Here is a 17,047-nt window from a genome sequence, read left to right on the forward strand (position 1 = left end):
TTAGCGTATCGAGTAAGCACTTGGCATTATGCAGTGCCAGCGGAGATATGGGTGATTTTGTCGGTAGAGCACGAGGATTAAACCGGTGAGGCTATTCCTTCAGCAGGCGTGTTACGCTGGTACCTTGGGGCATAGTCAGGCGCAGATAATAAACGCCCCGGCTCAGGCTGCGCAGGTCGAGGTGGTACTGTAGCAGAGCTATTGACTTAGCTACTGTTTCCTGGCGAATAATGCGCCCTATAGCATCCGTAACGAGCACGCGAATGGGGCCTGACTGTTGGTTGTGCACTTCTAGTTGAAAGACACCAGTGCTGGGATTAGGGAAAACCTCCACCGTACCAAGTGCAACGCCAAGGGCCGAGCTAGCCAGTACACCGGAAATAGTAAAGTTCTGTGGAGAGACGGCGAAGAAAATATTGCCCGCCGCCTGCACCTTTATGCGGGCTGTAGTAGTGCTCAGACCAGCAGGAATAATTACCGTCTGAGAGCCATCATTAGGCGTAGCAGCAATCAGCGTGGTAGGAAAAGTGAGTCCTCCATCGGTAGAAAGCAGAATAGCCACCTGTACGGCGTTGATGGGCGCTTGGTCTGTACCAGCCACATCCCAAATGACTTCTTGATTTGTCCCGGCTACCCAAGTAGTTGGCGCCGTTGGAGATTTAAGCAGAAACGGGCCAGCAGTGCCGATCACGGCTACGCTGGTCGTATCATAATCGGTGCCCCCGGCCGGCCGGCGCTGGTCGCGGGCTACCAGACGAAAGTGCAGGCGCCGGGCGTAGGTAGGCAACAGCTCACCAGGCGGCAGCTCGGCAGCTCCAAGTAAGCTGGCGAGGTCAGGAAATGTGCGGCTGGCAGAGGCATTGGGGGGCAAAAAACGGAACAAGGGCGCGTCAGCGACCGGAGTAGCCGGGTTGCCGGCGGGGCCGAGGTCGTTCTGCTCCCAAGTATAGGCTACCGCGTCGCCGTCGGGGTCAGAGCCTATGCCGGTGAGCGTGAAAGGTGTGCTGACGGGAATCCGAAAATTTCCCCCCGCATCCACTGTCGGTGGCCGATTGCCGCTGGGCGTAGCCTGGGCGCAGGTACCAAACGCGGCCACATAATCCAGGATCTGATCGAGGCTGCGTGAATGGAAGTAAGGGAAGCTGCTTGGTTGAATATTCTGAGGTGAGCACAGGCCCGCATAGCTCATCAGGGAGCTGCCACTTCCCGGCTCATACGCCTGGCTGTCAACGCGGCTGCTGGCACAAAATCCGGTGGTACCGTTGAATGTATGATCGGCCCCAAACTGGTGGCCTAGCTCATGGGCCACAAAATCCACATCGAACGCGTCGCCGCTGGGGTCGGCTTGGCCTGTAGTGCCACCGGCCTTGAATAAGGCATCGCACACGGTGCCCACGTAAGCCAACCCGCCAACTCGCGTACCAAATACATGCCCTAGATCATAATTAGCCGAGCCAATCAGCGCATCCGTGGTACGCTGGTTCTCGGTAAGCAAATCTGACGCGTTAGTATTAGTGTACGGGTCGGTGGCGGGATCAAGGAAAAGCAGAGCATCATTGGTGGGCACAAGTTGCAGCTGAATGGCTAGTTCCTGCTCATAAATACCGTTCACCCGGTTTATAGTTGTCACGATGCCGGACAGGGCGGCAGCCTTCGTTCCGCCTTTAGTTATCGCATATTCGCCCGTACAAGCCACGGCCAAACGGTAAGTGCGAAGCTGCGCGCCATTGGCGCGCAACTCATTGGATGTGGGGGGCAATTTCAGCTTGGCATCAGTGGTAAGACAGGCCTCATCATCCGGGCGCATCGCCGCGCGATAAAATACCCGATGATTTACGGTGTCACCCGGCGCGGCAGGGTCGATGTAAACAGTTGTGGCACCCGTTAATATCTGTGCGTGAAACCCAGCGGACGTCAGGTCGAGGTGGGCTGTAGTTGTCGAGTTGTCAAGGCTCTGCGCCGTATACGTTTTAATGCGTGGATAACGAGCCGCCAGCTGAGGGTGCAGCACAGCAGTTTCCGTCACCCGAAAGCGTTGGTTGGAGCCATCAGGAAAAGGAAGCGAAAGGATAGTTTCCTGACCGAGCTGAGCACCTTTACGAATAATTGGAGCGGCTTGTAGCGCTGTCCGCAAAGCCGACGTCTGAAAGCGAACTGCCCGAAACTGAGTTAGGCCGGAAGCCGAAATCCGTGCGGCGGCAGAAGCAGGCACAGCATCCGCCCATATAGACTTAGGTGCCTGCGCAACGGATTCCACTGCACCCAGCAGCATAAATAAAAACAGCGGCCAGCGCCTCTTAGGGCGGCCAGCCCAAAGAAAAATTGAGGGCATAAAGAAGTACCTATCGGCAAACAAGTTACGCCTCTGTCCGAGAAAGGTAGCCAGGTAGCAGTGAGCGCACTAGAGTAGTATTTTCATGCAACGATACTTATCGGTTTTGAAAGGTGCCAACTCCCAAATAATTTGCCCCCCAGACATAAAAAAAGCCGGCCTTAGGCCGGCTTTTTTATAACACAAAGTCTGTTACGCTTCATTTTTCAGCAGTACCAGTTGCGCTTTATCAGCCGTGCTGATCTTGCGGCGAAACTCGACATACGCCGGATAATCGGTGCGGGGAAAGCGGGTGCGGGGCATGTGCAAACGCCGCACATATTGTAATGTGCCGTCGGGCAACGTTTGAATTTGGCTGGAATACGTTCCAAAAGCCGTCGTCAGCTGCACCGGAGGCGGTAAGGTTTCTGCCTGAAAGCCAGCCGGCACGTGTATGCGCACCGTATCGGCATGCGAAAAGGCATGATCGAGCCAAATATCAGCTCGGCGCTCACCCACGGGCGCTGCCAAGGCAGGCAGACGACTGAGCAGATTCGGCGTGAGGAAAGCCCGTTTGCCGCTCGGGGGGGCAAAATTGGGTAACGTAAGCCCAAGCGTTTCTATGACAGCCGGTAGAGCAGTCCGCCGGTCAGGAGCGAGGTTAAACTTTGTGATGCTGAAGTTGGGCAAAGGCAATGATTCAGCAATTTGCTTTTTCTGATCAGCAGGGGATAAGCCGTGAAGCAATTGGCTTTGGTAGTCTTGTTCTTGCCCCGTGCGCATTGTCCGAACGCTGACAGTGGCCGTGCCTTGGGCATCCAGATAGAGGTCAGCGCGCCGCTCGCGGCGGTTTTCAACGGCACCATAACGAGGCGTACGCACAATTTTGCCCCCCGCGGGCGTGAGCAGCAACGCGTGACGGTTGCCAGTAAAGCTGCCCATGTAGCCGAACGCTTGATTCTGACTCGTGCACTCCAGCCACACCGTATCTGCCTTAGCTGCTTTCAGCGGTACACAGAGCACAACGTGGTTAAACTGATTGCTCGGAAACTCCGTCCGAATATCTGCCTCATCGGCCCGCACCAGGGCACAGTAGGCAGTTACGTCGGCAGCCTTAAGCAAAGCCATGCAATAGTTAGTCAGCGCCTTACAATCGCCGTAGCCGGTTGCACTCACGGCGCTGGCCGGAAAGGTCTGCCATCCGCCTAATCCCAGTTGAATAGAAATGTAGCGTGTATTGGCTTGCAAATACTCATACACCTTGCGAATGCGGGCCCGCTCGTCAGGTACATCTTTCACCAAAGCTGCGATGCGCGCTTTCACGTCTGCGGGTAGCACGTCGCGGCCCGCATTCAGATCGTAGTTCCACTGACCCAGCGTCTGCCAGGAGGTGAGTGCGCCCCGATGGCCCTGCACCTCGAAGGCGGTGGGCGCAGTCAGGACGGCCGGCACCATTTCTTCTAAGGGTGGACCGGCTGTCTCCTGCTCCAGCGCCACTAGATTGGCTACCTGCCACTGATATACATCCAGGGCGCCCTGCTTGCTGCGAACCACAGCTGAGCTGCCGGGCAAGTGGCGCTCCTGGTAGCGTAGCGGCAACTCCGTGGGCGTTATCACCCGGAATGAGGCGTGCTCCACCGCTACGTGCTCACCAGCTTGCGGATGCCAGGAAGAGTAAAACAATGGATTGTCCGAAGTGACTTCGTATTCAAATTCAACCGTGTATGGGTAGGTAGCCTGACTTAAATCGGCGAGCCGACCGCGCGTGTCGGTCGCCAGGCTAATCCCATCGGCCAGGCTGTAGTCTTTTACGTCCGAGGCTTTCAACTGCCGAATTAGCCGCCCGTTTGCATCGTATACAGCGCCGCGCAGGTAATTCACAGAGTTTAGCTGATCGTAAGACACCAGTTCGCCTGCCCAATGCTTACCATTGTCGTCAAGAATGGTGGCTGCGCGGCGCACCGTCTGCACCGTGCGTCCCACAGATTTCACTAGTAGAGTCTCCTCATATTCGCGCACTACAGCGTGGGCATTTTCGCGCAGGCTGGGGGCAAATCTGACAGCGCATATTTGGGGGGCTGCCCTCCGGCCCAGGCCGCTGAGGCAACCAGGCCGCTCAGCGTAAAGCCGAGGCTTGCACGGCGCAGAGTAGTTAAAAAACAGCTCATGATTTCTTCTTCAACACAATCTGCTCGGCCTGCTTGGCCAGCATACGGCTATAAAACTCGCGCAGGTACGTGTATTCTTCCGCCGAATACACGGCCCGACGCAGTGTCATGCGGCTCATAATCTGGATAGTGCCCGGCGAGGCTGCCACCTGATATGTAAATAAGCCCCCATCTTCGGGCAGCTTTACGGCCGTAGGTTTTGGCATATCCTCTGGTTCGTAGCCGGCAGGGAGAGTAATGTTCAACTGTACTGTTTCGTCATAAGGAGCCGCAAAATCAACCGGAAAGCGCCGGTCTTCGTGCACGAAAGGATTGCGTTCCGCGCTGAAGTGCCGCACCAGATTCAGGTAAAGGGTAGGAGTAGGGGCATCAGCGCCGGGTGCGGTAAACTCGTAATCTAGGGTAAGTGGTTTGTGCAGGGTTTCGCGCTCTTTGAAGGCATAGGCAGGAATGGACCAGCCCTCGTGGGTTTTGGCCATATCTTCCATAAACTTCTTCTCTCCCTTTTTTTCCAGGGTTTCACGTTGGTCCAGCCCTGCGTAGCCGCCGTTTTCCCGGTGCACTTTACCCTTCATCCCCCCGCGCTCATCCATCGTGAGATGAACCAGATGATAGTTTACATAGCGTTGGGCAGGTGTAAGGCTTACCCACCGCGACTTGCCCGCGCCCGGCAGCAACAGGCGACCCGTCCCGCTGAGGCAGCGCGTCGGAAGCATTCCGAAAGGGAGCAAGGCATCGGTAGCGTCGGCTAGCAGTTCTTGGTTGCCGGGTAAAGCAACATGGGCTACCACGTAGTTGAAGCTCGACATCAAGGGCATTGTCTCCGTCAGGCGACCGTGGCTGCGAGTGCTGAGCACTACGGGGTTTGCCTCCAAGCCAGCATCGCGCAACGCCGCGATGAGCAGCAGGTTTATGTCGGCCGAATTGCCGGTATGCTGATCGTAGGTGCGCTTAAGCGAGCCAGTGCTCAGCATCCAGTCAGTGCCGTTGTGCTTCACGGCTTTGCGCACCATAGCGTGTACCGCTGCGGCGCGGGCCGCTGGGTCGGTGTGCTGGGCGGTGATGGCTGCCAGCTCTGCTTTCAAGAAGCCACCGCGTTTCAGCTGAGACCCCAAGTTTTCGTGATTAAGCAGTTCATCATCAATTTTTTGCCAGGAGCCAGCCACACTTTCGTACGCTTGTCCAGGCCATTGATAACCGGCTAATTCGAAGTCCACGCGGGCAACATAATCCTTGGAAGTCGTCATAAAAGGCTCATTACGGAAGCCGGGTACCTGCTTCATAGCCCAGCGGTAGTTGGTAACGCGCGGGGTCACGGTTGTAGAGCTAGGCCCTGTACGCCCGCTTCCTCCACTCATTGCAGTGCCTTCATTGAATGACCCACCCTGACTAAAGCTGAACTGCGTGAGTCCTTCGGTGCGCTCCTGCACAGCTAGAGGCTCATAGCCCTGAAATAGCTGCTTGTAATCGAAGTACTCCGGAATAGCCGCCCGATACTCGCTCCAACGCACTGGGATGTAGTGCTGAAATTGCCAGTCCTGAAAGTTGAACAGGAAATCGGAGTTTACGGTGTAAGTATACTCAATTACGGAGCCCTCACGCACGTTGGGCAGCGTGAACTTGCGGATGAAGTTGTTGGTCGTCTGCTGCTCCATGAAGGTAGCATCGGAAGCCATTTTCTCCTTCACTAGCTGTCCGTTCACCATATTGTAAGTGAAGCCGCGTAGTGCCGAAATCTTCTCTTCGTTGGAGCCCTTTTTATAAAGTGGCACCTTCACGATGGCCCAGTCGTAGCCCGATTTTTTGAGGATTTTGATCCGAGTAACGCGCTCAAAAACTAGCTTAAAGTCGCCGCTGCCGGTTTCGAAGCGAGTGCGGCCGAAGTCGCAGAGCACGACGGCTTCAGCGGCGCTGTCGGCCACAAAGTTTTTGGGGTCGAAATCAGCCAGGTCAGGCTTGCCAAACTTGATCGGATCAGCCTGACCAAAGACGGGAAGTTGGGAAGCGCCCGTCAGTAGCAATAAAGTTAGAGCGCTACGATGGAGTAAATTTTTGGGCATAAAGTATTGTTGTTGAATTAGGTTGTGATTATTCTGAGGAAGAAAATTACTCGGAGAGAATACAAGGCAAAGTGAAATTTTACAGTTAAAGTATTCGGGGCATTATCGTGCCTAGAGTCGTCGAAAAATGCAATAGGCTTACCCCGTGATGAAGCGTTATAAAGTATACATGCTTAATTACTTGCGCTTTACCACAATGGCCTCCGCGTGCTTTGCCACCACGCGACTGTACAGTTCGCGCAGGGAAGCATATTCCTGGGCTGAATATTCGGTTTTGCGAAGCTGAAGGCGGCTGCTGATATGCAGGGTGTTTTGCTGCGGCGTGATATTGAATTGAAAACGCCCCCCATCGTTGGGCAGGGTTAGCAGTAGGTTAGCTGGCAGTTCCTGCACTTCATAGCCGGCTGGCAAAGTCAGTACTACAGTTTGGCTATGCTCATGAGGCATTCCAAAATCGACTGGGAACTGCCGATCTTCAAAGCGAAAGGGATTTTGAGCTTCTCCAAGGTGGCGTAAAGGCTGCACGTATAGCGTGGTAGCTGATGACTCAGCACCCGGGATTTTTACGCCAACTTCTACGCTGAATGGTTGCTGTGAGGCGGCAACGTTATTAAATACGGGCCCTGTCAGGGTCCACTCGGGCCAGCGCTGCTGCAAATTCTTGACAAACTGTTGCTCGGTGGTGCCGGCTAGTTGTTCGCGGGCCTCTATGCCAGCATAGCCTGTGTGTTCCAGCTTAACTTTGCCCCCCAGTGCGCCCTGCTCATCCAACGCCAGTTGGGCCGAAGTATAACGGGTGTAGCGTTGGGTTGGCACCAACGACACCCAGCGGCCGCCCGTCTTGTCAACCAGCCGACCTTGTCCATTGAGGCAGCGCTCGGGCAAGATACCGGCAGTGGTGAGGGGCTCGGTAGCATCTACCAACACCTCTTTGTTATCAGGCATGGTGACCAGAGCCGCCACATAGTTGAACTGACTGAGTACAGGCAAATCAGTCTGGATGCGGCCGTGGCTGCGGGTGCTGATCAGCAGCGGTTCTGCCGCCAGACCAGCCGCGCGTAGCGTATTAATGAGCAGCAGATTCAGCTCGGCTGCATTTCCAGTGCCTTGCTCGCATATGCGCTTCAGTGACGCTGTGGTGTACAAACGATTTTGCCCGTTGTAATGCACCGTACGCTGCACTAATGCCAGGGCAGCATTCAGGCGCTCAGTGGGATTAGGATATTGCGCTACTAAGGCTGTTGCAGGGTTTGTGAGCGGCGTAGTCTTGCTTAGTGCTAAGCCGAATTGCTCGTCATTCAGCAATTCAGAGGCTATTTTCTCCCAGGTGCTGGTTATTTGCTGGTATTTCTGCTCGGGGTACTGAATGCCATCTAATTCGAAATCCAGACTGCTGATATAGTCCCGCGCGGTTGTCATGTAAGGCTCGTCGCGGAAAGCCACTACATCCTTCATTACCCAACGCGAGCTGAGCGCCTGAGCGCTGATCTGCATGGTATTGGTGCCGCTACTTGCTACCTGATTGCCATAGGAGTCCTTTTTGGCCATGCGAATGCTCGTGCCGTAGGCGACGGCCTGACTTTCCTTTAACGCGAAAGGCAAATAGCTGCGAACGGTAGCTTTGTAGGTGAAGAACTGCGGAACGACGGTGCGGTACTCACTCCAGCGCACCGGAATAGTATGCTGAAACTGCCAGTCCTGAAGGTTGAACAGGAAGTCCGATTTGATGGTGTAGGAGTACTCGATAATGGACCCTTCACGCACATTGGGCAACGTAAAAGCGCAGCGCAGATGATTCGCATCTACCTTTTCTTCGAAGATGGCTTCTTTGTTCAGCTTCTCCTTCACTACCTGGCCATTCACCAGATTGTAAGTGAAACCCTTAAGGCCATTTATTTCTTCCTTTTGCCCGTCTTTGTGGTAGAGCGGCACCTGCACGGTAGCCCATGCATAACCAGCTTTGCGGTGGATGCGCAGACGCGTAGTACGCTCAAATACCAGCTCGAAACCTTCGTCGCCACCCTTGATCTTCGACTGCCCAAAGTCGCACAGAATTTCGGCGGCGGCCGTGGTATCAGCTTTAGCTTGGGGGGCAAAATCGACGGCCTTTACATCGCCGAACTGAATGGGAGCTTGCTGAGCTTGGCAAAATTGCCCCCCAACAAGAAATACTATAGCCAGAGCTAACCAGTGGCCTACAGAAGAAGGCATAAGGAAACAATAAAAGGGATAAGAATAGCTTATACTCCTTCATGCATAGCTCCTTAAAATAAGCCAAAATCACCGTGTAGGAAAGAGACCGGGAATCCGGCAACCAAAAGTGCAAGATTGACGCGTCTCTTCCAAGTTTTCTGCTATATAGATTTATGTATACGTTAAGCGGTAGCACGAACTCGCTCTTCCGCCCGTACACCCCACATCAGATAAGCTAGTGCGGCAAGGGTAGCAATGGCTCCGAGTGCGTGTACATATGGCAAATGACTGGCGATATTGCCATACAGCCAGCCCGACAGCAGCGCCCCTAGCCCAATGCCGGCTTCCAGCGCGATGTACATGGTGGCCACGGCCCGTCCGCGCCGCTGCTCATGGCTCAGGTCGATGGTCCAAGCGTAGAGGGTAGGGGAGTTAAGCCCTGCGGCTAAGCCGAATATGACGGCAGCAGCTAGAAATATTGTTGCCGAGTTGCCCACAATCAGCAGAATCATGGAGAAAGCCAGCAAGGCCGCCGAGACCCGTAGAATTGGTACGCGCCCGTAGGTGTCGGAAGCGCGGCCTGCTACTAGCCGCACCAATAAGGATGCAGTGGTGAAAAAGGTAAAAAACAGCCCTTTGTTGGCAATGCCCAGCAGTTGGCTTTGGTCGGGAATAACGGTGAGCACAATGCCAAAAGGGAACAGGCATAGCAGCGTAACAATAGCCGGCGCGCGCACCTGAGGTTCCAGTACCTCACTCCATTCCAAGCGTAGCAGACGCCAGCTAAACCGTTCGCGCTGGGCTTGGGGCAAGGTTTCAGTCATGGTGCCCTGCACCGCTAACGACAGTAGCGCCGCCCCTGAAGAGCAGTAAAACATCGTTTCGAGCGAAAACTGATTGGTAATCAAGCTTCCTACTACTGGCCCGGCGGCCATACCTAAACTGCCCGCCACACCCAGTAAGCCCATTGCCTCGCCCCGGCGCTGGAGCGGAATGATATCGGCAATAAAGGCGGCTGTGCCAGTAGGTTTGAAACCCGTGCTAAATCCGTGAAGCAGGCGCAGAAGCAGAAACCCCGCAACCGTGGTTACCCAGGGGTAGAAGAAGCCGCACAGAAAGCACACCAGCGAGCCAAATACCATTACCGGAATACGCCCCACAGTATCGGCCAACTTGCCACTAAACGGCCGCGAAATGCCCGCAGTGAGTGTAAAAAGTGCGATGATAAATCCTTTATAATCAGCTCCGCCCAGCCGCGTGAGGTAATCAGGGAGCTCCGGTAGGAGCATATTGAAGCTGATGAAAAACAGAAATGAACTCAGACACATCAGCCAAAAGCCAGCCGAGTAAATACTGTTCTTGAAGAAGCGCATAGATGCAAAGGTACGCCTCCTCACGCCAGTTGGTTAAAGTTTTTGCCCCCCATGAGCAAGCAGCAGCGAAAGCAATAAAGCGAAGCTGTAAACCTCTAGGGGTGTTTGTTCTAACTGGATTAAGACCTGTATTTTACGGTAGAATCGTTACCCCGTAACTCGCGCATATTTGCGTAATGCGGGCAAAATCTGGCGGACCGGGCGGTAGTTGGTTCAGCTCCTCAAACATGCGCTCTATCCCAGCCGGAAAGATGGATAAATGAACTTTGGCTTTGGCATCGCCCACCACAGTAAAGCGGTGCGCTACGCCGCGTGGCACGTAGGTTAGCTCGCCTGCCCTCAAGGTTTGAATCGTGTCTTCTATCTGAAACTCTACCGTGCCTTCCAGCACATGAAACACTTCGTCTTCATTGGCATGCACGTGCTTCGGAACGCCGATACCGGGGTCATTCCATTGTTCAATCAGCGTGAACTGATTGTTGGTGTCCTTGCCACTTAGCATAATACGCTGATGATCACCTAGCACGTTGAGCCGAGTCCCGTCTTCCGCCTTCAGAATTTTAGCTTCTGCATTCATATCTGTCCAATTATTAGCGTGTTAAGGAAGATATTGAAATTATGAGATATATGCTAGATGCTGATCTTCTTCACGAACCACTAGCCTTTTCCCAGCACTTTTTGTTGTCTAAGAATTAACCAGTTCCGATGGCATGTGGCTATATAATTAGGTATAGACCAGGCTGTATTATCCACTGCGTTTTCGGGTAGACTGTATGCCAAAACGGCTGCCTCAACAGTTCGGCGCGAAGTGTGCCGATGCCATTTCCTATGTCTTGGTTCTCTGATCTTTTCGATAAAATTTCCGCCAAACGACCCCGTCCTGATGGTAAGCCCGCCCTTACGGTGCGGGAACGGTTTTCGGCCCTAAAAAACATTCCAGCTTTCCTGAAGCTCATTTGGGAAACCAGCCCCAGCCTCACGCTCGGTAATATTGGTCTGCGCCTGCTGCGGGCGGCTTTACCCGTGGCCATGCTGTATGTGGGCCAGCTTATTCTGGACTCCGTCGTGAGTTTGGCGCGGTCGGGGGGCAATTCTGATGCTTCGTTGGGGCCGCTGCTGAGCTTAGTGGCGCTGGAGTTCGGACTAGCCATTTTGTCGGATACGCTGGGGCGCGGCGTGGCCCTGCTCGATAGTCTGTTGGGCGATTTATTCGCCAATCGCTCCTCCGTGCGCCTTATGGAGCACGCCGCTGAACTGGACCTCGATCAGTTCGAGGATAGCACGTTCTACGATAAGCTTGAGCGTGCTCGTCGCCAAACCCTTTCGCGCACGGTACTAATGGCGCAAGTGCTCAGTCAGGCCCAAGATGCGATTACGATGGCGTTTCTGGCCGTCGGGCTGGTGGCGTTTAATCCGTGGTTGCTGCTGCTATTATTGGTAGCGGTTATTCCGGCATTTCTGGGCGAGTCGCACTTCAATGAGCGCAGCTACTCGCTGGTGCACGGCTGGACGCCAGAGCGCCGCGAATTGGACTACCTGCGCCAGACCGGTGCCAGCGACGAAACCGCCAAGGAAGTAAAGATTTTTGGCTTGTCAAGCTTTCTGATTGATCGATTCAAGCTGCTGTCAGATCAATTTTACCAGCAGAACAAAGCGTTGGTGTTGCGTCGGGCGGGCTGGGGGGCTTTTTTCGCGGCGGTAGGCGCGGCTGGCTACTACGCAGCCTATGTGTATATCATTTCGCAAGCCGTCAGGGGGCAAATTTCGATTGGCCAGCTTACGTTTTTGGCGGGTTCGTTTGCCCGCATGCGCGGCTTGCTGGAAGGTATTCTGAGCCGCTTTAGCAGCGTAGCCGAAGGCGCGTTGTATCTACAGGACTTCTTTGATTTCTTCCGCATTCAACCCCGCATTATTCGCGACGAAGCCCACGTTGTGCGGCCATTTCCACGGCCAATTCGGGTGGGTTTCCAGTTTGACAATGTTGGCTTTAAATACCGTAACGCCGGCAAATGGGCTATTCGTAATCTAAGCTTTACCCTGCAAGCCGGCGAGAAGCTAGCGCTGGTGGGCGAAAACGGCGCCGGCAAAACAACCTTAGTTAAGCTGCTGGCCCGCCTCTATGACCCGACCGAAGGTCGCATTCTGCTCGACGGCCACGACTTACGCGAGTATGACCCAGCCGAGCTGCGTCAGGAAATCGGCGTCATTTTCCAGGATTTCGTGCGCTTCCAGTTATCAGCCGGTCAAAATCTGGCGGTGGGTCGCATTGAGGAAAAGGAAAATCAGGACCGTATTCAGGCCGCGGCTGCCCAAAGTCTGGCCGATACGGTGGTGCAAAAGCTGCCCGCCGGCTACGACCAGATTATTGGTCGGCGCTTCGCTGGTGGCGTAGATCTAAGCGGGGGCGAATGGCAAAAAATTGCCTTGGGCCGGGCCTACATGCGCGATGCCCAACTCCTTATTCTGGATGAGCCCACTGCCGCCCTCGATGCCCGCGCTGAGCACGAGGTTTTCCAGCGCTTCGCTGACCTGACCAAAGGCAAAACTGCTGTGCTCATTTCGCATCGCTTTAGCACCGTGCGCATGGCCGACCGCATTCTGGTCATTGAAAACGGCGAGTTCGTCGAGATTGGTTCGCACCCGGAGCTGCTGGCCCGTGGGGGTCGTTATGCAGAGTTGTTTGCTTTGCAGGCCGCAGGCTATCGCTAGGCGTTTGATTTGAGGCAGAATACTATCAGAATAACTACGAAGCGCGAACAAAGCACATCAGTAGCTATTTCCAATATTTTTTGCCCCTTTTCACTTGATTATCAAACCGTAAACAAAATCGATTTCGTATCTTGGGAATAGGTATCACCAATAGCCAACACCCATGAAACTATCGTTTACGCTGCTCCTAACTTTGCTGGCACTAGCAATGACAGGCTGCTTCGCCTCACGTGAGGCCCGAGTCGAATCGGACTATAGCTACACTGGCAATTTTCGCCGCTATCGGACCTATGATTTCATTACTGGCCAAGGCTTAGCTGCTGATACTAGTCGGCTGGGCGAAGTATTGCGCGAGGCTATTCGGACCCGTATGCGGGTGCAAGGCTACCGGCCGGCGCGCAGCCGCGCTGACTTGCTGGTAAACTTCCGCGTGTTTGAAGGCGATATGCGTTTTCGCGGTTATGCCCAAGAGGACCTCACGCGGTGGGTAACGACTGGCATCGTGGAAGATGACGAGACTCCTAAAGAAGAGCGCCAGGGCTACAAGCCAGTGAAGCTGCTGCTTACGGAAGGCACGTTGCTGGTCACGCTTATCGATAACAAAACCAACCGCGCCGTGTGGAACGGCTACGCCTCGGGCGTAACGGTGCCCCCCGGCGCACAGGGTGAATTGGTACTGAAGCGCTCAGTGCGCTCTATTTTTGACCGCTACCAGATCTTCACCGAAGGGTATCTGGAGAATAACCGGCAATAGTCCGCTTACAAAGCTTCATTTATAAGCGGCCGGCTATACCTGCCGCGACGGTTGCTCCGTGTTTTCGGCCCACCGGGGATTGTAGCGGACAAAGCCGAACAAATACAGCATCAGTGCGCGTGAGTAGCGAAATACCAGGGGCATTGTTAGTACGGTGACGACGGCTACGGTGAGTACGTAAACCCACACGGCGGGGTCGCCGGCCAGATAGTATAAGCCTACGCCACTGAGCGCAAAAATTGCGACTGAGAAGCCGTAGCTCACAAACATTGCCCCCCAGTAAAAGCCCGGCTCCGGCTCATAGGCTTGCCCGCAAACCGGACAAGAATCCAGCATTTGGGAAAACTTGGTAACGCGATACGTTGGGTATTTAAATAAGGGTCCCTGATGGCAGCGCGGACAGCGCAGAGCCAGCATTGCGAAGAAAGAGGAGCGAATAGGCTTCATTGGATAAGCTGAAAATTGCCCCCCAGACTGGTTAGCTATGGTCTGGATACGGCAAAACCGTACATGCAGGGTGCGTGTCCTGCATGTACGGTTTACGCCATAAAGAAGCCGGGGTTGGAAGCGTATTGCTGGTCGGTTGATAGGTTAGCGGCGGCTGCCAGGTATGCGAAATTGTAGGCCAATAGAGGGTACAATCGTGACACCTTTCAGCGTAGTAGAGCGGTTGTTCAGCAGCTGATATGTGCCGTAGTTTTGGTAAAACACCGATACGGCCGGAATGACGTAGGCGTAGCGGTACCCGATTTTGGCGTTGATAAAGCCGCCGAAAGCACCAAAATTCTGCTTCTGACTTAAGCCGGCCAACAGGTTGTTGGTGCCAACCTGATATACCTTATTAGAGTCGAAGCCATAGCGTACGAACGTGTGTGTATAAACTACGCCAAAAGATAATGCGCCAATTTCCTCCTCTGGCCCAAACGATTTGCTGAACACCAACGGTACGATCAGGTCATTGCGGTTGGCCCGAAAGCTCAATACGTCCGCAATATCATCGAGGAAGGGAAGGTTGGGCAATTTGGCGCGCTGGGTAGCAAACTGTAATCCGATGCTGCCGTACATGGCACCCGCCTGGCCTTCAGGATTTTCTGGCGTACCTGTGGGCCCCATAAACTGGTACATGGCGTCGAAAACGTGTGAGCCGAAAGCGTACTTGTAGCCTGCATCTACGCGGTCGGTGACTCCGTAGCGCACGTATAGGTCTGTAGTAGGCTGCACCGGATCGAGCACGTAGGCCAGAGCCGCCGCCTGTAGCCTATCAACGGCGGCGCTATACTGCACAGTGTCTTTGCGGGCGGCGGCTGTAGCAGCATCTTTCAGCGTCGAGCCGGCCTGATCCAACGTTTCGGTGGCCACATTGAAAGCCGTGTTGCCGCCTACCCGAAACTCACCCCGGGGCGTGACCTTGCCCGAACTGGTGAAGGTGCGCGGCGCGGTGCAGGCTGTGGCAAGCAGCGCGAGCAGGGGTAGATAGCGAAGGAAGGAAGGGCGAAGAATAGTCATGAAGGGAGGAGTAAAGCGGGGCAAAGTTGGTGATAAAGCCCCCCAGCGCCAAAATCAGGCCGGAAGCCTAACTAATCGAACTATAGTACCAGAATGATTCTTTCGCCCGCAGATTTAGGAGCGACTGCTGGTTTATCATCGCATCCTGGCATATTTGCCCCCAATGTTGACCCTGTTGCTTTCCTGGTTGATAACTGCTGCCGTAACAACGGTGGTGGGGCGAACTGCGTGGAGTTGGCTGCGAAGCAAAGGGGTACCTGGCACCGAGGAAGCACTGCCGTTGGAATGGCTCAGTTTGTTGGGCCTATGTGTGCTGGCGCCAGTTGTGGGGGGCATTTCGCTGAGCTGGGCTATCAGCACGAGTATTCAACTGGTGGTTGCGGCTAGTGTTCTGGCTCTGATGGTGGCGCAACGCACAGAAATATCAGCCGATTTCCGACAAGGCTGGCAAGCAGTTAAGCATCCCAATAACCGCTATTCACTCCTGGCTAGCCTCGCCATTCTGGGCGTGCTCGGCATCCGATTACTCCACCAGAGTACCGTAGTCCCCGCCAATTTCGACTCCGGGCTGTATCATTTTCAGACCTTAAAATGGCTGAATGAGTACCCAACGGTGCCAGGACTGGGCAACTTGCATGGGCGACTAGCCTTCAATTCCAGCTGGTTTCCGTTGCTGTCCTTGTTTCGTTATGGCAGCCCGGTGGGCGCTATGTATGGGCTGGGGGCTTTTTGTATGTGTTGTTGTTGGGAGCGATGGTGCGGGCAATGATAGGAGTGAGGCGTGGCTTGCGGGAGGCGTGGGCACTGCCGCTGCTTTTCTTTTTGCTGCTCTGGAGCTTTCAGATTTGGCTGTCGTCGCCAACGCCCGACTACGTGCTGCCCGTGCTGTTAATTTTTGCCTTCCTGCGCTACGCTCGTAAGTGGGAGCTAGGCAACGGCCACCGCTTCGATGCTGATACTGTATTGGTAGGGCTGGTTGTTCTGTTGGCTGTTACGGTAAAACTCTCGGCGTTGCCGGCGTTGCTGCTGCCCTTGCACAGCCTTTGGTCCAGCCGACGCGCCATGACTCGTGGCCATTGGTTACTAGTGGCGGGGGTTGTATGCTGTATGCTCACGCCCTGGCTAGTGCGCGGTGTCCTCTTGTCGGGCTACCTCATTTATCCCGTCGCTGCTCTCGATTGGATCACAGTTGATTGGAAGATTCCACTGGCCTCAGTTCAAAAAGAGCAATACATGATTACAAACGTGGGTCAGTGGACAACGCACCCCACTTGTTTGCCGCCCCACCAAGCGCTAGCCCAATGGGTGCCGCATTGGTGGCTTACGCAAAGCAATTTTATGCAGGGCGTCATGTTGCTGGCTGCTGGCTCTGTGGTGCCGGCGATAATACGTTGGCGCAAATTCTCTTCCCAGGAGACAGGGTGGGCCGCAGGCTGGCTAACCGCGTGGCTGGGGGGCGTTTTTTGGTTCTGGGCGGCACCTGACTACCGCTTCGGTGTTGGTTTTCTGCTGATTGCTGGCTTGTGGCCTTGGTTGAATCTTGTCCCAACGCGGCCGCGTAGCGGAGCCATTGCGTGGTTGCCGGTGTTGCTGACTCTGGCGTGGGGCCTTCATTCCCTGCGCGACCCAGTGTACCAGTTACGCACGCAGCCCCAGACTTTCGCGCAGCGCCTGCTGTGGCCTGCGGCGGCTCCCGCGGTGCCTACGCTGCTTCTGAAACCGAGCAAGGGCTTATTGGTTCGCGTACCGCAGGTCGGGATTCAGTGTTGGAATGCCCCGTTGCCCTGCGCTACTTGCCCGGAAATTGAGCTGGAAATGCGCGGCTCCACGCTGGCCCAGGGCTTTCGGCCACCACCGATTCCAACCGGCCGCATGTGCTGCCTAGAAGCACCGGATTAGAGTAGATCAATACTTGGCAGTTAGAAATAAATGACTGCCAGCGAACCTTCCGTTTGTCAACTGACTATTACTTG

Annotated in this window: 10 protein-coding genes and 1 pseudogene; 3 read left to right on the plus strand and 8 right to left on the minus strand. The window is 54.8% G+C overall.

All coding sequences use genetic code 11. From position 1 onward, the window contains the following. Positions 1–91: 91 nt before the first annotated feature. The 6 genes from G7064_RS16160 to G7064_RS16185 all read right to left on the minus strand — a co-directional run bounded on the left by G7064_RS16160 (position 92) and on the right by G7064_RS16185 (position 10,682). The gene (locus G7064_RS16160) at positions 92–2,272 is read right to left on the minus strand and encodes a reprolysin-like metallopeptidase (protein ID WP_166074393.1); all 2,181 of its coding nucleotides are present in this window, start codon (positions 2,270–2,272) and stop codon (positions 92–94) included. Positions 2,273–2,524: 252 nt separating this feature from the next. Then, positions 2,525–4,303 carry a DUF3857 domain-containing protein gene (locus G7064_RS16165; protein WP_166074394.1) on the minus strand — a complete coding sequence of 593 codons (1,779 nt, stop codon included), beginning with the start codon at positions 4,301–4,303 and terminating at the stop codon, positions 2,525–2,527. A 172-nt stretch (positions 4,304–4,475) separates the two neighbouring features. Beyond that, complete coding sequence (locus tag G7064_RS16170) at positions 4,476–6,539, minus strand: DUF3857 domain-containing protein (protein ID WP_166074395.1); 2,064 nt, start codon at positions 6,537–6,539, stop codon at positions 4,476–4,478. 177 nt (positions 6,540–6,716) lie between these two features. Further along, positions 6,717–8,750 (minus strand): DUF3857 domain-containing protein, encoded by a 2,034-nt coding sequence (locus tag G7064_RS16175; RefSeq protein WP_166074396.1) that lies wholly within the window; start codon positions 8,748–8,750, stop codon positions 6,717–6,719. Between the two features lie 164 nt (positions 8,751–8,914). Then, the gene (locus G7064_RS16180; protein ID WP_166074397.1) at positions 8,915–10,105 is read right to left on the minus strand and encodes an MFS transporter; all 1,191 of its coding nucleotides are present in this window, start codon (positions 10,103–10,105) and stop codon (positions 8,915–8,917) included. Positions 10,106–10,238: 133 nt separating this feature from the next. Further along, positions 10,239–10,682, minus strand: a complete 444-nt coding sequence (locus G7064_RS16185; RefSeq protein ID WP_166074398.1) for a cupin domain-containing protein — start codon at positions 10,680–10,682, stop codon at positions 10,239–10,241. A gap of 251 nt (positions 10,683–10,933) precedes the next feature. On the opposite strand from G7064_RS16185, the gene G7064_RS16190 reads away from it, so the two are divergent. Together G7064_RS16190 and G7064_RS16195 are read left to right on the plus strand one after the other, a co-directional pair. Beyond that, positions 10,934–12,814: an ABC transporter ATP-binding protein gene (locus tag G7064_RS16190; protein ID WP_166074399.1), complete on the plus strand. Its 1,881-nt coding sequence runs from the start codon at positions 10,934–10,936 to the stop codon at positions 12,812–12,814. A 163-nt stretch (positions 12,815–12,977) separates the two neighbouring features. Beyond that, complete coding sequence (locus G7064_RS16195; protein WP_133273843.1) at positions 12,978–13,568, plus strand: DUF4136 domain-containing protein; 591 nt, start codon at positions 12,978–12,980, stop codon at positions 13,566–13,568. A gap of 33 nt (positions 13,569–13,601) precedes the next feature. Here G7064_RS16195 and G7064_RS16200 read toward each other — a convergent pair whose 3' ends face one another. Together G7064_RS16200 and G7064_RS16205 are read right to left on the minus strand one after the other, a co-directional pair. After that, complete coding sequence (locus tag G7064_RS16200; protein WP_240935541.1) at positions 13,602–14,015, minus strand: DUF983 domain-containing protein; 414 nt, start codon at positions 14,013–14,015, stop codon at positions 13,602–13,604. A 144-nt stretch (positions 14,016–14,159) separates the two neighbouring features. Further along, positions 14,160–15,074, minus strand: coding sequence for a hypothetical protein (locus G7064_RS16205; RefSeq protein ID WP_166074400.1), 915 nt, complete (start codon positions 15,072–15,074; stop codon positions 14,160–14,162). Between the two features lie 163 nt (positions 15,075–15,237). Between G7064_RS16205 and G7064_RS16215 the strand changes: the two are divergent. After that, a pseudogene (locus tag G7064_RS16215) lies at positions 15,238–16,973 on the plus strand (LIC_10190 family membrane protein). The last annotated feature ends 74 nt before the right edge of the window (positions 16,974–17,047 follow it).

Source organism: Hymenobacter sp. HDW8 (assembly GCF_011305775.1).
GTDB lineage: Bacteria > Bacteroidota > Bacteroidia > Cytophagales > Hymenobacteraceae > Hymenobacter > Hymenobacter radiodurans.

What these genes read in the sequence shown, in the direction of transcription:
- G7064_RS16160 (WP_166074393.1), bottom strand. Translation starts at nt 2,272, where the DNA reads ATGCTGCTGGGTGCAGTGGAATCCGTTGCGCAGGCACCTAAGTCTATA.
- G7064_RS16170 (WP_166074395.1), bottom strand. Translation starts at nt 6,539, where the DNA reads ATGCCCAAAAATTTACTCCATCGTAGCGCTCTAACTTTATTGCTACTG.
- G7064_RS16175 (WP_166074396.1), bottom strand. Translation starts at nt 8,750, where the DNA reads ATGCCTTCTTCTGTAGGCCACTGGTTAGCTCTGGCTATAGTATTTCTT.
- G7064_RS16180 (WP_166074397.1), bottom strand. Translation starts at nt 10,105, where the DNA reads ATGCGCTTCTTCAAGAACAGTATTTACTCGGCTGGCTTTTGGCTGATG.
- G7064_RS16185 (WP_166074398.1), bottom strand. Translation starts at nt 10,682, where the DNA reads ATGAATGCAGAAGCTAAAATTCTGAAGGCGGAAGACGGGACTCGGCTC.
- G7064_RS16190 (WP_166074399.1), top strand. Translation starts at nt 10,934, where the DNA reads ATGTCTTGGTTCTCTGATCTTTTCGATAAAATTTCCGCCAAACGACCC.
- G7064_RS16195 (WP_133273843.1), top strand. Translation starts at nt 12,978, where the DNA reads ATGAAACTATCGTTTACGCTGCTCCTAACTTTGCTGGCACTAGCAATG.
- G7064_RS16200 (WP_240935541.1), bottom strand. Translation starts at nt 14,015, where the DNA reads ATGAAGCCTATTCGCTCCTCTTTCTTCGCAATGCTGGCTCTGCGCTGT.
- G7064_RS16205 (WP_166074400.1), bottom strand. Translation starts at nt 15,074, where the DNA reads ATGACTATTCTTCGCCCTTCCTTCCTTCGCTATCTACCCCTGCTCGCG.